This window comes from Streptomyces varsoviensis (genome assembly GCF_000718635.1).
Classification (GTDB): domain Bacteria; phylum Actinomycetota; class Actinomycetes; order Streptomycetales; family Streptomycetaceae; genus Streptomyces; species Streptomyces varsoviensis.
This window is the reverse complement of sequence record NZ_JOBF01000003.1, coordinates 767,131-786,922: the sequence shown is the minus strand read 5'-3', so window position 1 is coordinate 786,922 and position 19,792 is coordinate 767,131. Positions and strand designations below refer to the sequence as shown.

At 71.6% G+C, this 19,792-nt stretch carries 17 protein-coding genes and 1 tRNA gene; 5 read left to right on the top strand and 13 right to left on the bottom strand.

Annotation, left to right across the window (positions count from 1 at the left end; genetic code table 11):
- The first annotated feature begins 57 nt into the window (after nt 1–57).
- A complete protein-coding gene (locus tag IF55_RS07855; RefSeq protein WP_030875420.1) occupies nt 58–420 on the top strand; it encodes a DUF4180 domain-containing protein in 363 nt (120 codons plus the stop codon).
- Nucleotides 421–935: 515 nt separating this feature from the next.
- On the opposite strand, the gene IF55_RS40430 is transcribed toward IF55_RS07855, so the two are convergent.
- From IF55_RS40430 to IF55_RS07830, 5 genes are all read right to left on the bottom strand, one after another.
- The gene (locus IF55_RS40430; protein WP_245661085.1) at nt 936–1,442 is read right to left on the bottom strand and encodes a pyridoxamine 5'-phosphate oxidase family protein; all 507 of its coding nucleotides are present in this window, start codon (nt 1,440–1,442) and stop codon (nt 936–938) included.
- 45 nt (nt 1,443–1,487) lie between these two features.
- Nucleotides 1,488–1,560 (bottom strand) — tRNA-His (locus IF55_RS07845).
- Nucleotides 1,561–1,678: 118 nt separating this feature from the next.
- Entirely contained in the window at nt 1,679–2,287 is a 609-nt protein-coding gene (gene orn, locus IF55_RS07840; RefSeq protein ID WP_030875425.1) for an oligoribonuclease, read from the bottom strand.
- A 5-nt stretch (nt 2,288–2,292) separates the two neighbouring features.
- Entirely contained in the window at nt 2,293–3,630 is a 1,338-nt protein-coding gene (locus IF55_RS07835) for a helix-turn-helix domain-containing protein (protein ID WP_030875428.1), read from the bottom strand.
- 368 nt (nt 3,631–3,998) lie between these two features.
- Nucleotides 3,999–4,367, bottom strand: coding sequence for a hypothetical protein (locus IF55_RS07830; protein ID WP_398242631.1), 369 nt, complete (start codon nt 4,365–4,367; stop codon nt 3,999–4,001).
- A gap of 348 nt (nt 4,368–4,715) precedes the next feature.
- Here IF55_RS07830 and IF55_RS07825 point away from each other — a divergent pair, with 348 nt between their 5' ends.
- Nucleotides 4,716–5,234, top strand: coding sequence for a universal stress protein (locus tag IF55_RS07825; RefSeq protein ID WP_030875432.1), 519 nt, complete (start codon nt 4,716–4,718; stop codon nt 5,232–5,234).
- Nucleotides 5,235–6,056: 822 nt separating this feature from the next.
- On the opposite strand, the gene glmS is transcribed toward IF55_RS07825, so the two are convergent.
- The 3 genes from glmS to IF55_RS07810 form a co-directional block, all read right to left on the bottom strand.
- Entirely contained in the window at nt 6,057–7,877 is a 1,821-nt protein-coding gene (gene glmS / locus IF55_RS07820) for a glutamine--fructose-6-phosphate transaminase (isomerizing) (RefSeq protein ID WP_030875435.1), read from the bottom strand.
- Between the two features lie 92 nt (nt 7,878–7,969).
- On the bottom strand, nt 7,970–8,245 hold the full coding sequence (locus IF55_RS07815; protein WP_030875438.1) for a hypothetical protein: 276 nt from the start codon (nt 8,243–8,245) through the stop codon (nt 7,970–7,972).
- A gap of 87 nt (nt 8,246–8,332) precedes the next feature.
- Nucleotides 8,333–9,313, bottom strand: a complete 981-nt coding sequence (locus IF55_RS07810) for a DUF4429 domain-containing protein (RefSeq protein WP_030875441.1) — start codon at nt 9,311–9,313, stop codon at nt 8,333–8,335.
- A gap of 225 nt (nt 9,314–9,538) precedes the next feature.
- Here IF55_RS07810 and IF55_RS07805 point away from each other — a divergent pair, with 225 nt between their 5' ends.
- On the top strand, nt 9,539–11,209 hold the full coding sequence (locus tag IF55_RS07805; RefSeq protein ID WP_048831762.1) for a beta-N-acetylhexosaminidase: 1,671 nt from the start codon (nt 9,539–9,541) through the stop codon (nt 11,207–11,209).
- Nucleotides 11,210–11,362: 153 nt separating this feature from the next.
- On the opposite strand, the gene IF55_RS07800 is transcribed toward IF55_RS07805, so the two are convergent.
- The 4 genes from IF55_RS07800 to IF55_RS07785 are packed head-to-tail and all read right to left on the bottom strand — an operon-like array spanning nt 11,363 to nt 17,373.
- Entirely contained in the window at nt 11,363–12,532 is a 1,170-nt protein-coding gene (locus tag IF55_RS07800) for an acyl-CoA dehydrogenase family protein (protein WP_030875448.1), read from the bottom strand.
- 5 nt (nt 12,533–12,537) lie between these two features.
- Nucleotides 12,538–13,539 (bottom strand): hydroxymethylglutaryl-CoA lyase, encoded by a 1,002-nt coding sequence (locus tag IF55_RS07795; RefSeq protein WP_030875450.1) that lies wholly within the window; start codon nt 13,537–13,539, stop codon nt 12,538–12,540.
- The gene (locus IF55_RS07790) at nt 13,536–15,692 is read right to left on the bottom strand and encodes an acetyl/propionyl/methylcrotonyl-CoA carboxylase subunit alpha (RefSeq protein ID WP_030875451.1); all 2,157 of its coding nucleotides are present in this window, start codon (nt 15,690–15,692) and stop codon (nt 13,536–13,538) included. The genes IF55_RS07795 and IF55_RS07790 overlap by 4 nt, the downstream gene beginning before the upstream one ends.
- 13 nt (nt 15,693–15,705) lie before the next feature.
- Nucleotides 15,706–17,373: a carboxyl transferase domain-containing protein gene (locus IF55_RS07785; protein WP_211269952.1), complete on the bottom strand. Its 1,668-nt coding sequence runs from the start codon at nt 17,371–17,373 to the stop codon at nt 15,706–15,708.
- A 100-nt stretch (nt 17,374–17,473) separates the two neighbouring features.
- On the opposite strand from IF55_RS07785, the gene IF55_RS07780 reads away from it, so the two are divergent.
- Both IF55_RS07780 and IF55_RS07775 read left to right on the top strand, forming a co-directional pair.
- Entirely contained in the window at nt 17,474–18,067 is a 594-nt protein-coding gene (locus IF55_RS07780; RefSeq protein WP_030875457.1) for an SACE_7040 family transcriptional regulator, read from the top strand.
- Between the two features lie 275 nt (nt 18,068–18,342).
- On the top strand, nt 18,343–19,500 hold the full coding sequence (locus IF55_RS07775) for an acyl-CoA dehydrogenase family protein (RefSeq protein ID WP_030875459.1): 1,158 nt from the start codon (nt 18,343–18,345) through the stop codon (nt 19,498–19,500).
- A gap of 140 nt (nt 19,501–19,640) precedes the next feature.
- Here the strand turns inward: IF55_RS07775 and IF55_RS39255 are convergent, their stop codons facing one another.
- Nucleotides 19,641–19,787 (bottom strand): hypothetical protein, encoded by a 147-nt coding sequence (locus IF55_RS39255; protein ID WP_157854252.1) that lies wholly within the window; start codon nt 19,785–19,787, stop codon nt 19,641–19,643.
- Between the last annotated feature and the right edge of the window lie 5 nt (nt 19,788–19,792).

Below are 19,792 nucleotides of genomic sequence, written 5' to 3'. Positions count from 1 at the left end.
GCCAGACCCGGGAACCCCGTCGACCACATGCGGCCCGAGGAATTAGCCTCGCGTGCCATGAGTACTCTGCAGACGATCCACGATGTCCCGGTCCTGATGTGCGAGCCCGATGGCGACCCCATCGCCGCCGAGGCCGACGCCCTGGACCTCATCGGCAATGCCTCTTATCAGGGCGCCCAATGGGTCGTCATCCCCGCGGCCCGATTCGACGACTCCTTCTTCCAACTGAGCACGCGCGTAGCCGGCGACATCGTCCAGAAATTCGTCAATTACCGGGTGGGTCTCATAGTGATGGGCGATATCTCCGCCCACGCCGAGGCCAGTTCGGCCCTGCGCGACTTCATCCGCGAATGCAACCGGGGGCGGCAGACGTGGTTCGTGGCCACCACGGAGGAGTTGTCGGAGCGCCTCAAGAGGTGAAGTGCGGTTACCGCCCGACAAAAGCGCCATACCGGACGCGAAGTCGGGCGGTAATCCACCCCCGTTGCCTATTCAACGAGACATACCGGGCATAACGCCCCACGGGTCGGCCAAAGGCGAGTTCCCCCACCCGGCCCCCCTCACCTCAAGGGCGGAAACCTCCCCCGAACGCGGCACCCCAGGCGCAGCGCAGCGCGCCGCACCCCACTCCCGGCCGCCGTGGATCACAGGCCCGGGCCCACCACTCCCCGCATCCGAAGGCCGGCCGAGACCACTGCGCGGCAGCAGCCGGCGGCGAAGCGCAGCGAGCCTTCTCTAACCCTGGCCGCTCCCGAGCCGCAGCCGGCGAACCGCCCCCGGCCCGGCCCCCTCCCCTCCCGCCGCCGGCGCAGTGGACCCGAAGGGTCCGAGACGAGCCCGCACCGCCCACCGGCAATACCGCCCCACGCACCATCGCGACAACTCCCGCACCAACGACGCGGTCGCCCCCCCGTAAAGAGAGTCGGCGAAGCCCATCAAACGGAGTAACTAAGATCCTTGGCAATAAGGGACTCCGGACGGACCCGCAACCAGACGGCGCCCGACACAGCCGGGTCATCAAGCAGGTAATGCCGGAAACGCTCGTCCCATTCGGCATCGTCCGCACCGAGATACCGACTGAGCTTCCGCCGCCCGCGCGGCACATCGAACGGCACAACTTCCGCCTGCCCGCGAGCGATTACCTGCCGCACCATCCCCGTACCGAGATCACACGCGTCCACGACAAGAGCGATCGCGGGGTCAGCCCGTACACGGTTCAGCAACCTCGCCCACGGCCCGGTCAGAATCCAGAAGCACCCGCCGTTGTACGTACCGGGTGCGGGCGCGGGCGCATGCCCTGCAAGCTCGGCGAGCCGCTGGCCGCGGCCGACCTGCTCCTGCTCGGAACCTGAAACGGCCATGTTCCCCCCCAGCGGCCAGGCCGCCGCCACGGTGTACGAGCCGCCGTGTTCCCGCTGAGCCTCGCCCTCCAACGCGAACAAGGCCCCAACCCGCGCTTCCGCAGGTCAGGGCCTTGATCATCTAAGGGTGAGTAACGGGACTTGAACCCGCGACATCCTGGACCACAACCAGGTGCTCTGCCAGCTGAGCTATACCCACCATGTCCGGCGCTTTTCGCACCGGCCGAGGAAAAGTGTACAGGGTCTGCGGGGGTGCTCGCTCCCGGCTTTTCGGCGGGACCGGGAGGGGGCCGGGAGTGGGCCGGGAGCGAGCGGGGTTACTGGGGCTCGGCGGGCAGGACGTGCTTGGCCGCGATGGCCTTCGCGGTGTCGGAGTCCGGGCCGGGCTGCGGGACGAAGATCGCCTCGCGGTAGTAGCGGAGTTCGGCGATGGATTCGCGGATGTCGGCGAGGGCCCGGTGGTTGCCGTTCTTGTCCGGGCTGTTGAAGTACGCGCGGGGGTACCAGCGGCGGGCCAGCTCCTTCACGGACGACACGTCGACGATGCGGTAGTGCAGGTAGCTCTCCAGCTCCGGCATGTCGCGCGCCAGGAAGCCGCGGTCCGTGCCGACGGAGTTGCCGCACAGCGGGGCCTTGCCCGCGTCCGGGACGTGCTTGCGGATGTACGCCAGGACCTGCTGCTGCGCGTCCTCCAGCGTGGTCCCGGCGTCCAGCTCCGCGAGGAGCCCGGAGGACGTGTGCATCCTCCGGACCACCTCGGGCATGGTGACCAGGGCCTCGGCCGGCGGGCGGATCACGATGTCCACGCCGTCGCCGAGTACGTTCAGCTCGGAGTCGGTGACCAGCGCGGCCACCTCGATGAGCGCGTCATCCGACAGCGAGAGCCCGGTCATCTCGCAGTCGATCCACACCATGCGATCGTTCATGCGTCTCACCCTACGGGGCGTTCCCGCTGGCCGGGCAGGCGTGGGGTGTAGAGGTCGGACTCCGGCTTCCCCGGTTCCGGGCGGTCCGGGCCCGGGGGCGCCGCGGTGGCCGTCCCCGAGATGGCGTGCGCGGTGGCGACGGCGGCCCGCCGCATCGGCAGGGACGCGGCCTCCCCGGCCCGCTGCTCCACCAGTTCCCCGCGCTCCCCACGATCGCCGCGCTCTCCACGGTCGCCGCGATCACCGCGGTCCGGACGGTCCGATCGGTCCCCCCGATCCGTACGGTCCGTACGATCCGCGCGCTCCGGCCGGTCGGCCAGCCCGCCCTGCGGCCTGCGGGCCCGGTACGCGGCCCGGTAGGCGGCCGGGGAAGACCCTAGCTGCCTGCGGAAATGGCCGCGCAGTGCCACGGGTGAGCGGAATCCGCAGCGCCCGGCCACCTCGTCCACGGAGTAGTCCGAGGTCTCCAGGAGCCGCTGCGCCTGGAGCACCCGCTGGGTGATCAGCCACTGGAGTGGAGCGCTCCCAGTGAGGCTACGGAAACGCCGGTCGAAGGTGCGACGGCTCATGTACGCGCGGGCGGCGAGCGTCTCCACGTCGAACTGCTCGTGAAGGTGCTCCAGCGCCCACGCGACGACCTCGGCCAGCGGGTCCGCGCCGATCTCCTCTGGTAAAGACCGATCGAGATAGCGCTCCTGACCGCCGGTGCGCCGCGGCGGCACGACGAGCCGGCGGGCCAGGGCCCCCGCGGCGTCGGCGCCGTGGTCGTTGCGGACGATATGCAGGCACAGGTCGATGCCCGCGGCCGTGCCCGCCGACGTGAGCACGTCGCCGTCGTCGACGAACAGCTCGCGCGGGTCGACGTGCACGGATGGATAGCGCTTCGCGAGCGTCGGCGCGTACATCCAGTGGGTGGTCGCGGGCCGGCCGTCGAGCAGGCCGGCCGCGGCCAGTACGAAAGCGCCCGTGCACAGCCCTACGATCCGGGCGCCCTCCTCATGCGCGCGCCGCAGCGCGTCGAGCGCCGCGGTCGGTGGTGGCCCGGTGATGGAGCGCCAGGCGGGCACGACGACGGTGCCCGCCCTGGAGAGCGCCTCCAGGCCGTACGGTGCTGTCAGCTCCAGTCCGCCGGTCGTTCGCAATGGCACATCTTCGCCCGCGCAGACGAGCAGGCGGTAGCGCGGAACCCCCGCGTCCTGGCGGTCGATTCCGAACACGGAGAGCGGGATGGAGCTCTCGAAAATGGGGCCGCCGCTGAAGAGCAGTACAGCGACGATCTCCCGGCGGCGGCGTCCGGAGAGCTTGCGCGTGGTCTCCGGTACGGTCGTGGAGTCCTGGCTCATGGCGCTAAGCCCCCCTCGGCGGTCGAGTCCTCTCGGTCCTGCACGTTTCCCCTCGGTCCTGAACGGTTCCCCCGCCGGTCATGGCCAAGATCGAATCTACTGTGTCGCATGTGGTCGCGGTGACCAGTTCACCACCCGGCTCTATGTCGACATGGCAACTTGGCGTAAAGCGTTCGATCACGAAGCGTTGCACTTGCAGGCCCCGCTGAAAAGTACGCCTCTCGCCCATGCCCAATCCCAGAGGGCCGCAACCGCTCTCCTCGGTCCTTTCATTGCTGGTCGAGCGGCTGTTGGGGGCCCCGTTCGCCAAGGGATGGGCTTCGGCCTGAAGTTGGCTGAAAAGGAACGGGCGCATAGCTGGCGGTGCGTCAGTCGGCCGGCGCACCACTCTCGCTGAGCCGTCCGCCCCTGTGCGCTCCCACGCCCGTACGCCCATGGCGGCCGCGGTGCGGGGCGACGCGCTCGGCGGCCGACCGGGCGGCGTTCCGCTCGGCCCGGCGCAGCAGGCCCCGGCAGGCGCAGGTGATGGCCGCGAGCCCGACCGCCGTGCCGGCCGCGCCGCCGAACGACCGGCCGCACGCCAGCAGTACGACGGGGACCAGCGCACAGCTGAAGACCGCCCAGCGCACGACGTCGCCCACCGCGTCGGACGCCCTCCGGCGGGGGGAGCCGCCGGGGCCCTCGCCCGGGCGCCCGGAGGGCTCGTCGCGGTGCGCGTACTGCAGGATTCCCGGCACTGGAGAGCTCCCTACTGGCGGCGGTCGGCGCTACTACAACGCGGTCCCGGCCGCCGGGTCACTGCGCCGCGCGCGTCAGGGCGACCCCCAAGGCATTGCGCTACGAGCCGCCCTCGTGCATGCTCCTCGGAACCCGCCTCCGGGCGGTTCGTCCCATGGGGCGGCCTCTGGGCAGGAGGCGAGTGTCGCCGTACCCTGGTGGGTAAGGACTTGGAAAGATGAATCCCGGACGGATTTCGTGCACCATGATCCGCCCGTGGTTCGCTGTCCGACGACAACTCCAACCAGCCCACCGCCGAACCCCACCGCTGATCCCTCCGCAAGAGGATTTCCTTCGCCGAGACATCGATGGCCGGTCACGAATTCCCCGAACCCGCGGACCGCAAGAGGGTTGCCGATCAGGCGGCCCCCGAAGCGGCGGAAGAAACACGTCACTCCTGCGATCCGGCGTTTCGGCACGGCGTCGTCGTCGGCTTCGACGGATCGATGTCGAGTGAGCGAGCGCTTGCGTACGCAATCGGCATGGCGGTCCGCTCGGGCTCCGGCCTGATCATCGTGCATGTGGCGAACCGGCTGCCGACGACCGTCTGGGCGGGCTGCGAGCCCCCCGTCTTCGTCGACGTGCCCGACCACCGGACCGAGGTGCTCGGCCTCGAACTCGCCTGCGCGGACTACCTCTCCGAGGTGCCCTGGATCCTTGTCGAGCGCGGCGGCGACATCTGCCACGAGCTGGAGGAAGTCGGCCGCGAGTACTCGGCGGACGCCATCGTCGTCGGCTCCACGCACGGCCTGGTCGGCCGCATCTTCGGCTCGGTCGCCGGCCGCCTCGCGCGGCGGGCCCAGCGCCCCGTGGTCGTCATCCCCTGACCCGCTCCGGGCCTGCCCCGGCCCCGCCTCGCCCGCGCCTCTGCCCCGCCCCTGGCCCGTACTTGGTGACTCGTACGGGCGTCTTCATACAGGCGGGCGTCTTCCTACGGACCGGCGTCTTCATGCGGGTGATTGCCCAGTCCACCACTTCCGCGGTCGGCTCCGGATCGCCGTCTCCGCTGCGGGCTCGCGCGCCGTACGGAACGGCGGCCCCGTACGAAACGGCGCCCCTGTACGGAAAGGTGGTCCCGTACGGAATGGTGGGCCGTCACCTGCTCGTACGGCCCGCGTCCGACCCCCGACGGCCTGCTCACGTCGCATAGGGGCGGCGCGCAGGGCGGGCGAGCCGCCTCGGCGTGCGCCCGCGTGCGACGGCGGGCCCCACTACCTTGTACACGACCCGGCCACAAGAAACGACGGCGGTTATCGGTCGAGTTGACTTCGGTCCGCCTCAAACAGTCGATAAATCTACCCATGCGTAGGGGTGGATTGCGCTCGGCCAGGGGGTAGACCCCGAACACAGCGTGCCGCCGACCGGGAGGTGACGGTTCCCGGGGCGGCAGTCGCCGGTGCGAGGGCGGCATCGGCGCAGGGGAGGCGGCCCCTCCGCGCGCGTGGTGGCACGCGCGGAGGGGTAGCCCCCGACCGGCACCCCCGTGGCCGGCCCGCTCTCGTCCCCGCCCCGTAGAGGCGGTTCGTGTCCGCGCCGATAGGGGTCGGCAACGACGCTCGCTCGCGCCGTCCCATGACAGGCAGCGGCTCTCGCCCGTGCCGCCCCCGCTGGGCAGCGGCTCTCGCCCGCCGCCCCACGCTGGACAGCGGCTACTCGACCGTGACGGACTTCGCGAGGTTGCGCGGCTTGTCGATGTCCCGGCCCAGCGCCAACGCCGTGTGGTAGGCGAGGAGTTGCAGCGGGATGCCCATCAGGATCGGGTCCAGCTCGTCCTCGTTCTTCGGCACCACGATCGTGTGGTCGGCCTTCTCCTGCTCCCGGTGCGCGACCGCGAGGATTCTGCCGCTGCGGGCCTTGATCTCCTCCAGCGCCGCCCGGTTCTTCTCCAGCAGGTCGTCGTCCGGGACGATCGCGACCGTCGGCATCGCGGGCTCGATGAGCGCCAGCGGGCCGTGCTTCAGCTCGGAGGCCGGGTACGCCTCGGCGTGGATGTAGCTGATCTCCTTGAGCTTCAGCGACGCCTCAAGGGCGGCGGGGTAGCCCCGTACCCGGCCGATGAACATCATCGACTTGGCGTTCGCGTACTCGGCCGCGAGCTTCGCGATGTGCTCCTCGTCGCGGAGGATCTCGGCGATCTGCTCGGGCAGCTTGCGCAGGCCCGCGATGATCCGCTTGCCGTCGGCGACGGAGAGGTCGCGGATGCGGCCGAGGTGCAGCGCGAGCAGCGCGAAGGCGACCACGGTGTTGGTGAAGCACTTGGTGGAGACGACGCAGACCTCGGGGCCCGCGTGCACGTACACGCCGCCGTCGGTCTCGCGGGCGATCGCCGAGCCGACGACGTTGACGACGCCGAGCACCCGGGCGCCCTTGCGCTTGAGCTCCTGCACGGCCGCGAGCGCGTCGTACGTCTCGCCGGACTGCGACACCGCGATGTAGAGGGTGTGCGGGTCGACGACCGGGTTGCGGTAGCGGAACTCGGAGGCGGGCTCCGCGTCCGCGGGGATGCGCGCCAGCTCCTCGATCATCTGGGCGCCGATCAGCCCCGCGTGGTAGGAGGTGCCGCAGCCGAGGATCTTCACCCGGCGCACCGCGCGCGCCTCGCGGGCGTCGAGGTTGAGGCCGCCGAGGTGCACGGTGGAGAAGCGGTCGTCGATACGGCCGCGCAGCACGCGGTCCACGGAGTCGACCTGCTCGGTGATCTCCTTGTGCATGTACGTGTCGTGGCCGCCCATGTCGTACGACTCGGCCTCCCACTCCACGGTGGTCGGCTGGGCCGAGGTGGTCGAGCCCTCGGTGGTGTACGTGCGGTAGTCGTCGGCCTTCAGGGTGGCCATCTCGCCGTCGTCGAGGGTGACGACCTGGCGCGTGTGGCTGACCAGCGCGGCGACATCCGAGGAGACGAACATCTCCTTCTCGCCGATGCCCAGCACGACGGGGGAGCCGTTGCGGGCGACGACGATGCGGTCCGGGAAGTCCGCGTGCAGCACGGCGATGCCGTACGTGCCCTCGACCAGCCGCAGCGCCTCGCGGACCTTCTCCTCCAGGGTGGGGGCCTGGGAGCGGCCGATGAGGTGGGCGAGCACCTCGGTGTCGGTGTCGGAGAGGAACGCGACGCCCTCGGCGGTCAGCTTGGCGCGCAGGTCGGCGGCGTTGTCGATGATGCCGTTGTGGACGACCGCGACCTGCTCCTCGGCGTCCAGGTGCGGGTGCGCGTTGACGTCGTTGGGCGCGCCGTGGGTGGCCCAGCGGGTGTGCGCGATGCCGGTGGTGCCCGCGAACCGCTTGGGCAGCCGCGCCTCCAGGTCGCGGACCCGCCCCTTGGCCTTGGCGGACTTCAGGCCGCCGGCCTTGCCGCTGGTGTGCAGGGCGATGCCCGCCGAGTCGTAGCCCCGGTACTCCAGCCGCTGCAAGCCCTCCAGCAGCAGCGGTGCGACGTCGCGCTTGCCGATGTATCCGACGATCCCGCACATAGTGTTCTGGCCCTCCCAGGGTCGGTGGTCGTGAGTGCCGAGCCGCTGCCGGCCGGGCCGCGCGACGGTGCGGTCGGGGCCCGGCGGGCGGCTCAGCCGTAGACGATGCGGCGGAGCTGCCGCAGCGAGAGTTCGGGCGGCGCCACCGCGCGGTGCGGCAGCTCGGCCGCGATCCGCTCGAAGATGTCCGGGTTGGTCAGCCCGCCGGACTGCAGTTCCCGGTGGCGGCGGCGAACGAATTCCTCGGCCGTCTCGTCGAAGTACGCGAGTACGTCCAGCACCACCCGGGCGGCCTCGCCGCGCTGCAGCGGGGTGCTGCGCACCAGGTGGTCGACTAGATCGTCATGGGACGTACGGCGTTCGAGCACCCGTTGATACTGATGATTCGCGACGCCAATCGCAAGAATCCTGCCCGATATCGGGCAGGATTCTTGGTGAAGTGCAAGAGGCGAGCTTCAGAAGCGCTTCAGCACAGCCTGCTTCGCCGCCGCGAACTCCTCGGCCGTCAGTATCCCCTCCCGATGCAGTTCCCCCAGCTCACGGAGTCTGCGCAGCAGCGTGTCGTGATCATTCCCGGCACCGGCATCGGCAGCGGCACCAGCACGGGCACCCGCACCGCCGCCCGGCTGTCCGCCGCCGCCCATGGCACCTCCGCCCGCGCCACCGCCCCCGCCGATCTCGCCCGCGGGCGCGCCCCCGGTGGGCTTGGCCAGTGCGACGGGCGTCTGGTCGGCGCCGGAGGGATGCGGCATACGGGCCGTCACGGCCGCCGCGATCAACGCCATCAGGGGGTCCTTCTTGAAGCCGTACAGCTCGACGGCGTACGGGTCGTACTTCGGCGGCGCCTGGGTCGACGCGTTCGCCAGGACGAAGCGGAGGTAACCGTTCTCCAGCCCCGCGGACGGCTGCCACGCCACCGACATCACATCCGACACGGAGAACACACGCGTCCCCGCGGACTTCTTGGCATCCTCCGTCTTCCAGTTCCACTCCAGGCGCACGTTCTCGCCGTCGAAGGCGGCGACGCCGTCACCGGCCCCCACCGACAAGGGCACGGCGGGGCCCGGCAGCAGATAGCGGTCGCACGGACCGGCGCCGATCCCCTCCAGCAGGAGCGCGTTGCGCACCTCGGCGACGAAGTACTCCGCCACGCCGGCGCGGTCCGACTCCACCGAGAGCTGGTACGGATCGGCCGCGTCCGGGAGCTGCCCCCGGGTGACCTGAAGCAACGGGTCGGCGCCCTCACGCAGCCGCAACCGCAGCCGCCCGCCCTTGCGCCCGGCTTCGAAGGCGACCCCCGCCACCGCGGCGAGCGGCACCGCCACCTCGCCCAGCGTCTGGCGCATGAGGTGCACCCCGCGCTCACGGCCCGGCACGATGCGCACCGTCTCGCCGTCGAACGTCCACACGCCGTCTTTCTGCATGATCTCCGCCATGGAATGAATTCTTTCAGGCGAAAGCGACCGACGCGGGCACCGTCTTGACCGCTCGGGGGGCAGTTGATACCCAAGTGGACGTTCGTGCGCGCCACTTCCCGTACACAGCCCGCGAAGGGATTCCCTGTGAGACGCAGCGCCCGGCACCAACCCCGCCCCGCACGCCCCGCCGGCCCCTTGTCCCGGCTGCTCTGCTCCCTGCTGCTGCTCGTCACCGCCACCGCCATGGCGGCCGGCAGCGGGTCCGCCGCCGAGCCCCCGGGCCGTACGACGCCCGCCGAGCCCCCCGGCCGTACGCCCACGGCGATCCCGCTCGACCGCGTCATCCCCGCTCCCGCGTCCGTACGGGCTCATGGACGCCCGTACGCGCTCGACCCGGGGACCCGCGTGCGCGTGCCCGCCGGCTCGCGCGAGGCCCAGCGGGTGGGCGACTACCTCGCGGAGCTGCTGCGGCCCGCCACCGGGTATCCGCTGCCCGTCACGACGCGCGGCGGCGACGACGGCATCCGGCTGGTGCTCACCGAAGACGGGGGCGATGAGGCCGGAGCGCCTGGCGGGAGCGGTGTGAGCGGTGGGGGAGACGCGAGCGGTGAGGCCGCCGGGAGCGGTGAGGGCGCGGGGGCGCGCGGGCTCGGCGCGGAGGGGTACCGGCTCTCGGTCACCCACCGCTCCGTGACCATCACCGCCCGCACGGCGGCCGGCCTCTTCCACGGTGTGCAGACCCTCCGGCAGCTCCTGCCCGCAGACATCGAGAAGCGCGCCCGTCAGGACGGGCCGTGGCGGATCGCCGGGGGCACCATCGTCGATGTGCCGCGCTACGGCTACCGCGGCGGGATGCTCGACGTCGGCCGCCACTTCTTCCCTGTCGACCAGGTCAAGCGCTACATCGACCAACTGGCGCTCTACAAGATCAACAAGTTGCATCTGCACCTCTCCGAGGACCAGGGGTGGCGCATCGCCATCGACTCCTGGCCCCGGCTGGCCACGTACGGCGGCAGCACCCAGGTCGGCGGCGGACCGGGCGGCTACTACACCAAGGCCGACTACCAGGAGATCATCCGCTACGCGCGGAGCCGCTATCTGACCGTCATTCCCGAGATCGACCTGCCCAGCCACACCAACGCGGCGCTCGCCTCGTACGCGCGGCTCAACTGCGACGGCGTCGCGCCCCCGCTCTACACCGGCACCGAGGTCGGCTTCAGCACGCTGTGCGCGGGCAAGCAGATCACGTACGACTTCCTGGACGACGTCTTCCGCGAGCTCGCGGCCATGACGCCCGGCCCGTATCTGCACATCGGCGGCGACGAGGCGTACTCCACGAACCACGAGGACTACGTGACGATCATGGACAAGGCGCAGCCGATCGTCGCCAAGTACGGGAAGACCGTGATCGGCTGGCACCAGCTCACCGGCGCGCACCCGGTCAAGGGCGCGGTCGCCCAGTACTGGGGCTACGACAAGACGCCTCCCGCCGAGCGGGCCCAGGTGGCCGAGGCCGCGAAGAAAGGCACCGGCGTGATCCTGTCGCCCGCCGACCGGTCCTTCCTCGACATGAAGTACACCAAGGACACCCCGCTGGGCCTGCACTGGGCCGGGCTCGTCGAGGTGAAACGGGCCTACGACTGGGACCCGGGCGCCTACCTCGCGGGCGTGCCGGAATCGTCGGTCCTCGGCGTCGAGGCGGCGCTGTGGACCGAGACCCTCGCCACCACCCAGCAACTCGACTTCATGGCCTTCCCCCGGCTGCCGGGCATCGCGGAACTCGGCTGGTCACCGGCGAGCACGCACGACTGGGACACCTACCGCGTGCGACTGGCCGCGCAGGCGGAGCGCTGGGACGCGCTGGGCTATGAGTACTACCGCTCCCCTCAGGTGGACTGGCCGTCGGCGGGGTGAGGCCCTGAGCGGTGGCTTCCCGCCCTTCGGGCGCCGGAGCCGGGTGCTGACCCGCCCTCCGGACGCCGGGTGCCGAGGCACGGAATCGGACGCGGGTGACGGGGGCTGAGGCCGGGTGGGCGGGCTGGTGTGGCGCCCGCCCGGCGCGCCGCGTCAGCCGGCCGCCAGGCCCAACTCCCTCGCGATCAGCATGCGCTGGACCTCGCTGGTGCCCTCGCCGATCTCCAGGATCTTGGAGTCGCGCCACATGCGGGCCACCGGGTACTCGTTCATGAAGCCGTACCCGCCGTGGATCTGCGTGGCCTCGCGCGCGTTCGTCACGGCGATCTCCGAGGAGTAGAGCTTCGCGAGCGCCGCCTCCTTCTTGAACGGCTCGCCGTGCAGCAGCCGGGAGGCGGCGTCGCGCCAGGCGATACGGGCGGTGTGGGCCCGCATGTCCATGTCCGCGATCTTGAACTGGATGGCCTGGTTCGCCCCGATCGGCTTCCCGAACGCCTGCCGCGTGCCGGCGTACTTCACCGACTCGTCCACACAGCCCTGGGCCAGCCCCGTGGCCAGCGCCGAGATCGCGATCCGGCCCTCGTCGAGGATGCGCAGGAACTGCGCGTACCCCCGCCCCTCCTCGCCCAGCAGGTTGGCCGCCGGGACGCGGACGTCGGAGAAGGACAGCTCACGGGTGTCCGACGCGTTCCACCCGACCTTGGAGTACGCGGGCGCGACCGTGAAGCCGGGGGTGCCGGACGGCACGATGATCGTGGAGATCCGCGGCCGGCCGTCCTCCTTGCGGCCCGTGACAGCGGTGACCGTGACCAGGCCGGTGATGTCCGTGCCGGAGTTGGTGATGAAGCACTTGGTGCCGTTGATCACCCATTCGTCCGCGGCATCGTCGAGCCGGGCGGTGGTGCGGGTGCCGCTCGCGTCGGAGCCGCACTCCGGCTCCGTCAGGCCGAACGCGCCCAGCATCTCGCCCGAGCACAGCCGGGGCAGCCACTCCCGCTTCTGCTCCTCCGTGCCGAAGCGGTGGATCGGCATCGCGCCCAGGGAGACGCCCGCCTCCAGGGTGATCGCCACGGAGGAGTCGACGCGGGCCAGCTCTTCGAGGGCGATGCCGAGGGCGAGGTAGTCGCCGCCCATGCCGCCGTACTCCTCGGGGAACGGCAGCCCGAACAGCCCCATGCGCCCCATCTCGCGGACGATCTCGTACGGGAACTCGTGCCGCTCGTAGAAGTCGCCGATCTTCGGCGCGACGACATCATGGGCGAACGCCTCCACCGTGCGGCGGAGTTCTTCGTGTTCGGAGCTGAGCCGGTGATCGATCGACATCGTTTTCACTGCTCCTTGTGGGAGAGGGCGCGGACGGTGCGGGACGGGCTGGGGCGTCCCAGGTGGGCGGCCATCCACACGCTGGTGGCGGTGAGCAGGCCGAGATCGACTCCGGTTTCGATGCCGAGGCCGTCGAGCATCCACACGAGGTCTTCGGTGGCGAGGTTGCCCGTCGCGCTCTTCGCGTACGGGCAGCCGCCGAGGCCGCCCGCGGAGGCGTCGACGACGGCGATGCCGTGCCGCAGCGCGGCGTAGGTATTGGCGAGGGCCTGGCCGTACGTGTCGTGGAAGTGCACGGCCAGCCGGTCCGCCCCCACCCCGGCCCCGGCGAGGGCGGCCAGCAGCGCGGTGACATGGCCGGGCGTGGCCACGCCGATCGTGTCGCCGAGGCTCAGCTCGTCGCAGCCGAGGCCGAGGAGGGCGCGGCTGACGCGCACCACCTGGTCGACGGGGACCGGGCCCTCCCAAGGGTCGCCGAAACACATGGAGAGGTAGCCGCGGACCCGCAGGCCCTCCGCCTTGGCCTTGGCCACGACGGGCGCGAACATGGCCAGCGACTCGTCCACCGTGCGGTTGAGGTTCGCCTTGGCGAAGGACTCCGTCGCGCTCCCGAAGACCGCGACCTCCCGCACGCCGAGCGCCAGGGCGCGGTCCAGGCCGCGCTCGTTCGGCACGAGGACCGGGAGCCGGACGTCCGGGGCGAGCGGGGCCGCCGGGTTGGTGAGGGCCCCGGGGCCCTCCGTGATCGGGTCCCTCAGCAGCTCCATCAGCCGCTCGGCGTCGGCGAGTTGGGGAACCCACTTGGGGTGCACGAAGCTCGTCGCCTCGATCGTCGTCAGCCCCGCCGCGGCGAGCCTGCGGATGAAGTCCGCCTTCACCTCGACGGGCACCACCGCCCGCTCGTTCTGGAGCCCGTCCCTGGGGCCCACCTCGTGGATGCGGACGCGGGCGGGCAGGCCGTCGGCCGGCACGGTCATCGGCAGCCCGGTGGGCGGCTGTTCGGTCATGATTCCTCCCGCGGTGTCACGACGGCGAGCACCTGGTCCATGGCGACCGTGCTGCCCGCCGTCACCTCCAGCTCCGTGACGGTCCCGTCGTGCGGGGCGGCGATCACGTGCTCCATCTTCATCGCCTCCACCACCAACAGGCTCTGCCCTGCGGCCACTTCGTCGCCCACGGCGGCCTTGACGACCGTCACCGTGCCCGGCATCGGCGCGGTGAGCGCCCCGGCGTGCGCGCCCGCCGCGGCGCCGCGGGCCTCGACGGGGTCGTGGTCCTGTACGTGCCAGGCGTCCCCGTCCCGCCCCAGCCAGACGCCCTCCGGGCTGGGCGCGTGGGTGAAGGCATGGGTGACGCCGGCGAACTCCACCGTCACGCGACGGCCTCCGGCCCCCTGCGCCCCCGCCCCGCCCCGCCCAGCGGACTCGCCGTCCCGGGCGGTCAGCCTCGCGGCGACGACGGCCCCGGCTCCGGTCTCGACGGCTTCGACCTCGGAGGCCCCGGCTCCGACAGCGCCCTCCCCTCCGGGCGCGTCGATCAGGGCCTCCGCCGCGTCCGTGAGGCCCCGGACCCGGACCGCCACCGGGGCGTGGCCCGGAACGCGGAGGTGGTGCACGGTCCACGCGGCCTCGCCGCCGAGCCGCCAGCCGTTCGGCACGGAGAACGGGTCCGTCCAGCCGGAGTGCCGGTGCGGGGCGTCGCCCCCGGCTCCGTACGGGGCCTCCGCCGGCCGCAGTGCCGCCTGACGCAGCAGTGCCGCCGTCACGTACACCTCGACGGGGACGACGCGTGGCACCAGGGTGTGCGCGTCGCGGTCGACGAGGCCGGTGTCCATCGTGCCCGCGGCCACCTCGGGGTGGGCCAGGAGCCGGCGCAGGAAGCCGGTGTTCGTGTCGACGCCGAGGATCGTCGTATCGGCCAGGGCGGCGCGCAGCCGGCGCAGGGCCGTGGGGCGGTCGGGGCCGTACGCGATGACCTTGGCGAGCATCGGGTCGTACGCCGTGCCGACCTCGGTGCCGGGGGAGAGCCCGGAGTCCACGCGCACGTCGTCCCGGCGGGGTTCGGACAGCGCGCGGACCGTACCGGCCGAGGGCAGGAAACTCACCTGGTCGTCGTCGGCACGGGCGGTCTCCGCGCAGATACGGGCCTCCACCGCGTGCCCGGTGAGGGAGATGTCCCGCTGTCCGAAGGGCAGCCGCTCGCCGGCGGCGACCCGCAACTGCCACTCCACCAGGTCGAGTCCGGTGATCAGCTCCGTGACGGGGTGCTCGACCTGGAGGCGGGTGTTCATCTCCATGAAGAAGTACGTGGCGGGGTCGTCGCCCGGCACGATGAACTCGACGGTGCCCGCGCCCGTATAGCCGCAGGAGCGGGCCGCCGAGGCCGCTGCCTCGCCCATGGCGGCACGGGTCGCCGCGTCGAGCAGCGGGGACGGCGCCTCCTCGATGATCTTCTGGTGGCGGCGCTGGAGGGAGCACTCGCGCTCGCCGAGGTGGACCACGTTGCCATGGCCGTCCGCGAGGACCTGGATCTCGATGTGGCGGGGCCGCTCGACCCACCGCTCCACCAGGAGCGTGTCGTCGCCGAAGGCGCCGCGCGCGACGCGCCGGGCGGCGGCGATCTCCTCGGCGAGCGCCGATTCCTCGCGGACCAGGCGCATGCCCTTGCCGCCGCCGCCCGCGGAGGGCTTGAGCAGCACGGGCATGCCGATCTCGCGGGCGGCGGCGGCCAGTTCGGCGTCGTCGAGGCCGCTGCCCGAGGAGCCGGGGACGACGGGCACGCCGGCCGCCCGCACGGTCTCCTTGGCGCGGATCTTGTCGCCCATCAGCTCGATGGCGTCGGCGGGCGGGCCGATGAAGACGAGCCCCGCGTCCGCGCAGGCGCGGGCGAAGGCGGCGTTCTCGGCGAGGAAGCCGTAGCCGGGGTGGACGGCCTGGGCGCCGGAGCGGGCGGCGGCCGCCAGCAGCCGCTCGATGGACAGATAGCTCTCGGCGGCGGCCGTCGGGCCGATCCGCACGGCGGTGTCGGCCTCCCGCACATGCCGGGCGTCCGCGTCCGCGTCGCTGAAGACGGCGACCGAGCGTACGCCTTGGGCGCGCAGCGTGCGGATGACGCGGACCGCGATCTCGCCGCGATTGGCCACCAGGACGGTGTCGAACATGCTCATCCCCCCATCACATCCGGAAGACGCCGTAGCCCGGCGCGGCGCTGTCCCGCTGGGGGAGTGGCGCGTTGGCGCAGGCGGTGAGGGCGAGCCCCAGCACCTGGCGGGTCTCCAACGGGTCGATGACCCCGTCGTCCCACAGCCGCGCCGTCGCGTAATAGGCGTTGCCCTGGGTCTCGTACTGCTCGCGGACCGGGGCCTTGAAGGTCTCCTCGTCCTCGGCGCTCCACTCCTCGCCGCGCGCTTCGAGCTGGTCGCGCTTGACGGTCGCGAGCACGGACGCGGCCTGCTCGCCGCCCATCACGGAGATCTTCGCGTTCGGCCACATCCACAGGAAGCGGGGTGAGTACGCGCGGCCGCACATGGAGTAATTGCCCGCGCCGTACGAGCCGCCGACCACGACCGTCAGTTTCGGGACGCGTGTGCAGGCGACGGCCGTCACCATCTTCGCGCCGTGCTTGGCGATGCCGCCCGCCTCGTAGCTGCGGCCGACCATGAAGCCGGAGATGTTCTGGAGGAAGACCAGGGGGATGCCGCGCTGGTCGCACAGCTCGATGAAGTGCGCGCCCTTCTGGGCGGATTCGGAGAAGAGGATGCCGTTGTTGGCGACGATGCCGACCGGGTGGCCATGGATGTGCGCGAAGCCCGTGACGAGCGTCTGTCCGTACTCCGCCTTGAACTCCGCGAACCGGGAGCCGTCCACCACCCGGGCGATCACCTCCCGCACGTCGTACGGCGTGCGGGAGTCGACCGGGACGGCGCCGCGCAGCCCCGCCGGGTCGGCCTTGGGCTCCTCCACGGGCCGGACGGTCCACGGCAGCGGGCCGCGCGCGGGCAGGGTGGAGACGATGGTCCGGACGGTCCGCAGGGCGTGCGCGTCGTCCTCGGCGAGGTGGTCGGTGACGCCCGAGACCTTGGAGTGCACCTCCCCGCCGCCCAGCTCCTCGGCGGTGACGACCTCGCCCGTGGCGGCCTTCACCAGCGGGGGGCCGCCCAGGAAGATCGTGCCCTGGCCGCGCACGATGACGGCCTCGTCGCTCATGGCCGGTACGTACGCGCCGCCCGCCGTGCAGGAGCCGAGGACCGCCGCGATCTGCGGGATGCCGGCGCCGGACATCCGCGCCTGGTTGTAGAAGATCCGCCCGAAGTGCTCGCGGTCCGGGAAGACCTCGTCCTGCATGGGCAGGAACGCGCCCCCGGAGTCCACGAGATACAGGCACGGCAGCCGGTTCTCCAGGGCGATCTCCTGGGCGCGCAGGTGCTTCTTGACGGTCATGGGGTAATACGTGCCGCCCTTGACCGTGGCGTCATTGGCGACGATCACCACCTCGCGGCCGGCCACCCGGCCGATGCCGGAGATCACCCCGGCGGCCGGGGCCGCGCCGCCGTACATCCCGTCGGCGGCGAGCGGGGCCAGCTCCAAGAAGGGGGAGCCGGGGTCGAGCAGCGCGTCCACCCGCTCGCGCGGCAGCAGCTTGCCGCGCGCGGTGTGCCGGGCGCGGGCCCGCTCGCCGCCGCCCAGCCGCGCCGCGGCCAGCTTCTGGGCGAGGTGGTCGGAGAGCTCGCGGTGCGCGGCCTCGTTGGCCCGCCAGGCGTCGGACGCCGGGTCGGCGGAGCTGGTCAGCACCGGCGCCTCGGCCAGGGAGCCGGGGTCGGCCCCCGGCGGGGATGCGGTCATCCGTGCGAGCTCCCTTGCTCGGAGATGATCTTTGTTAGTGGTCGTTAACGTCTCGTGTCCAGGTTAACGACCACTAACGCCGCTGTCTACAATTGATTTCATGACGACGTCCGCCGCCGCCCCCACCCGCCGCGACCAGATTCTGAAGGAGGCCGCCCGCCTCTTCGCCGAGCGCGGCTTCCACGGCGTCGGGGTCGACGAGATAGGGGCCGCCGTCGGCATCAGCGGCCCCGGCCTCTACCGCCACTTCGCGGGCAAGGACGCCATGCTCGCCGAGCTGCTCGTCGGCATCAGCGGCCGGCTCTACGCCGGGGGCCGCAAGCACGTGGAAGCGGCCGCGGGAGACCCCGCGGCCCTGCTCGACCGGCTCATCGACGGACACATCGAGTTCGCCCTCGACGACCGGGACCTGATCATCCTCCACGACCGCGAGCTGGACCGGCTGCGGGACAGCGATCGCAAGTTGGTGCGCCAGCTCCAGCGGCAGTACGTCGAGCTGTGGGTCGACGCCGTGCGCCAACTGCACCCGCAAGCCCTTGAGCCGCAGGTGCGCACCGCCGTGCACGCCGTCTTCGGTCTCCTCAACTCCACCCCGCACCTCAGCCGCCGGGCGACGCTGCCCGGCCGGGCAGCCATGGCCGCGCTGCTGCGCCGCCTGGCGCACGGCGCGCTCGCGGCCGTGACGCCGTACTGACGTGCTCCCGTGCTGGGCGACCGGCCCCGCCGCCGTGGCCCCGTACTGGGCGGACCGGCGCCGTCGCCGTGGTCCCGTACTGACCGGTCCGGCCCCGCCGCCGTGCTCCCACGCTGATCGGACCGGCCCCGCCGCCGTCCGTTTTCCGGCGCCTTCCGGTGTCTCTCCGGCCTCTGGACAGTTTCAACGACCGGCCGGTAGCTTTTTCTGAGCAAGCGCTTAGCCACTCCTGGCCGGCGCTACGGGCCCCACCAGCCGATCCAGGGAGGCGTGCAATGCGTCGCACGGTGTTCAACGAGGACCACGAGGCGTTCCGCCGGACCATCCGCGACTTCATCGCCGCCGAGGTCGTCCCGTACTACGACGAGTGGCGGGAGGCCGGCTGCGTCCCCCGCGACCTGTACAAGAAACTCGGCGACCTGGGCGTCTTCGGCATCGAGGTCCCCGAGGAGTACGGCGGCGCGGGCGAGACCAGCTTCAAGTTCTCCGCGATCATCTCCGAGGAGTGCGCCCGCGCGGGCGTCAGCTTCGGCGGCTCCAGCGTGCACGCCGCGCTCTGCCTCCCGTACCTCCTCAAGTACGGCACCGAGGAGCAGAAGCGGCGCTGGCTGCCGCCCTTCGTCTCCGGCGACATGATGACCGCGATCGCCATGACCGAGCCCGGCACCGGCTCCGACCTGGCCGGCATGAAGACCACCGCCAAGCTCTCCGAGGACGGCACGCACTACGTCCTCAACGGCGCGAAGACCTTCATCACCGGCGGCGTGCTGGCCGACCGGGTGCTGGTCTGCGCCCGTACCGCCCCGCCCGCCCCCGAGGACCGGCGCGCCGGCATCTCGATCCTCGTCGTCGACACCGCCTCCGAGGGGTACGCCGTCGGCCGCAAGCTGGAGAAGCTGGGCCTGAAGACCTCCGACACCGCCGAACTGTCCTTCACCGACGTCAAGGTCCCGGTCGAGGACCTGCTCGGCGAGGAGGGCAAGGCGTTCGGCTACCTCGGCCAGAACCTGCCCCAGGAGCGGCTGAGCATCGCGGTCGGCGCGTACGCGCAGGCCGCGGCGGCCGTCGCCTTCGCCCAGGAGTACGTCCAGGACCGCACCGTCTTCGGCAAGTCCGTCGCGTCCTTCCAGAACACCAAGTTCGTCCTCGCCGACTGCAAGGCCGAGGTCGACGCGATGCAGGCCGTCGTGGACCGCGCCCTGGAGGCGCACGACGCGGGCGAACTGACCCCGGCGGACGCCGCCTCGGCGAAGCTCTTCACCACCGAGCGCGCGGGCGTCGTCATCGACAAGTGCCTCCAACTGCACGGCGGCTACGGCTACATGATGGAGTACCCCATCGCCCGGCTGTACGCGGACACCCGCGTCAGCCGCATCTACGGCGGCACCAGCGAGGTCATGCGCTCCATCATCGCCAAGTCGATGGGGCTGTAGAGCATTCGGGGTGTCGCACAAAACACGCCTGCGATGGAGTTGAACGGGCCAAACCCCTTGAGTCCGCCGCGACTTGGGCCGCTCGCAACTATGGTTTGCCGTCATGGGGGATGCGAAGCGGCCGGCCCCGCGAGCCTCGCTCATTCGTCGAGTTCGTCGAGTTCGCCGAGTTCGCCGAGTTCATCGCGTTCATCGAGTTCGCCGAGCTCATCGAGTTCATCGAGTTCATCGAGGCGATACGCGGGGCGGCCGCCGCGGGGATGAGGATCGCCCTCGCCGTGCGTCATGCGGC

What these genes read in the sequence shown, in the direction of transcription:
- IF55_RS07835 (WP_030875428.1), bottom strand. Translation starts at nt 3,630, where the DNA reads ATGAGCCAGGACTCCACGACCGTACCGGAGACCACGCGCAAGCTCTCC.
- IF55_RS07800 (WP_030875448.1), bottom strand. Translation starts at nt 12,532, where the DNA reads ATGTCGATCGATCACCGGCTCAGCTCCGAACACGAAGAACTCCGCCGC.
- IF55_RS07805 (WP_048831762.1), top strand. Translation starts at nt 9,539, where the DNA reads ATGGCGGCCGGCAGCGGGTCCGCCGCCGAGCCCCCGGGCCGTACGACG.
- orn (WP_030875425.1), bottom strand. Translation starts at nt 2,287, where the DNA reads ATGAACGATCGCATGGTGTGGATCGACTGCGAGATGACCGGGCTCTCG.
- IF55_RS07855 (WP_030875420.1), top strand. Translation starts at nt 58, where the DNA reads ATGAGTACTCTGCAGACGATCCACGATGTCCCGGTCCTGATGTGCGAG.
- IF55_RS39255 (WP_157854252.1), bottom strand. Translation starts at nt 19,787, where the DNA reads ATGACGCACGGCGAGGGCGATCCTCATCCCCGCGGCGGCCGCCCCGCG.
- IF55_RS07775 (WP_030875459.1), top strand. Translation starts at nt 18,343, where the DNA reads ATGCGTCGCACGGTGTTCAACGAGGACCACGAGGCGTTCCGCCGGACC.
- IF55_RS07810 (WP_030875441.1), bottom strand. Translation starts at nt 9,313, where the DNA reads ATGGCGGAGATCATGCAGAAAGACGGCGTGTGGACGTTCGACGGCGAG.
- glmS (WP_030875435.1), bottom strand. Translation starts at nt 7,877, where the DNA reads ATGTGCGGGATCGTCGGATACATCGGCAAGCGCGACGTCGCACCGCTG.
- IF55_RS07790 (WP_030875451.1), bottom strand. Translation starts at nt 15,692, where the DNA reads ATGTTCGACACCGTCCTGGTGGCCAATCGCGGCGAGATCGCGGTCCGC.
- IF55_RS07785 (WP_211269952.1), bottom strand. Translation starts at nt 17,373, where the DNA reads ATGACCGCATCCCCGCCGGGGGCCGACCCCGGCTCCCTGGCCGAGGCG.
- IF55_RS07825 (WP_030875432.1), top strand. Translation starts at nt 4,716, where the DNA reads ATGGCCGGTCACGAATTCCCCGAACCCGCGGACCGCAAGAGGGTTGCC.
- IF55_RS07795 (WP_030875450.1), bottom strand. Translation starts at nt 13,539, where the DNA reads ATGACCGAACAGCCGCCCACCGGGCTGCCGATGACCGTGCCGGCCGAC.
- IF55_RS07780 (WP_030875457.1), top strand. Translation starts at nt 17,474, where the DNA reads ATGACGACGTCCGCCGCCGCCCCCACCCGCCGCGACCAGATTCTGAAG.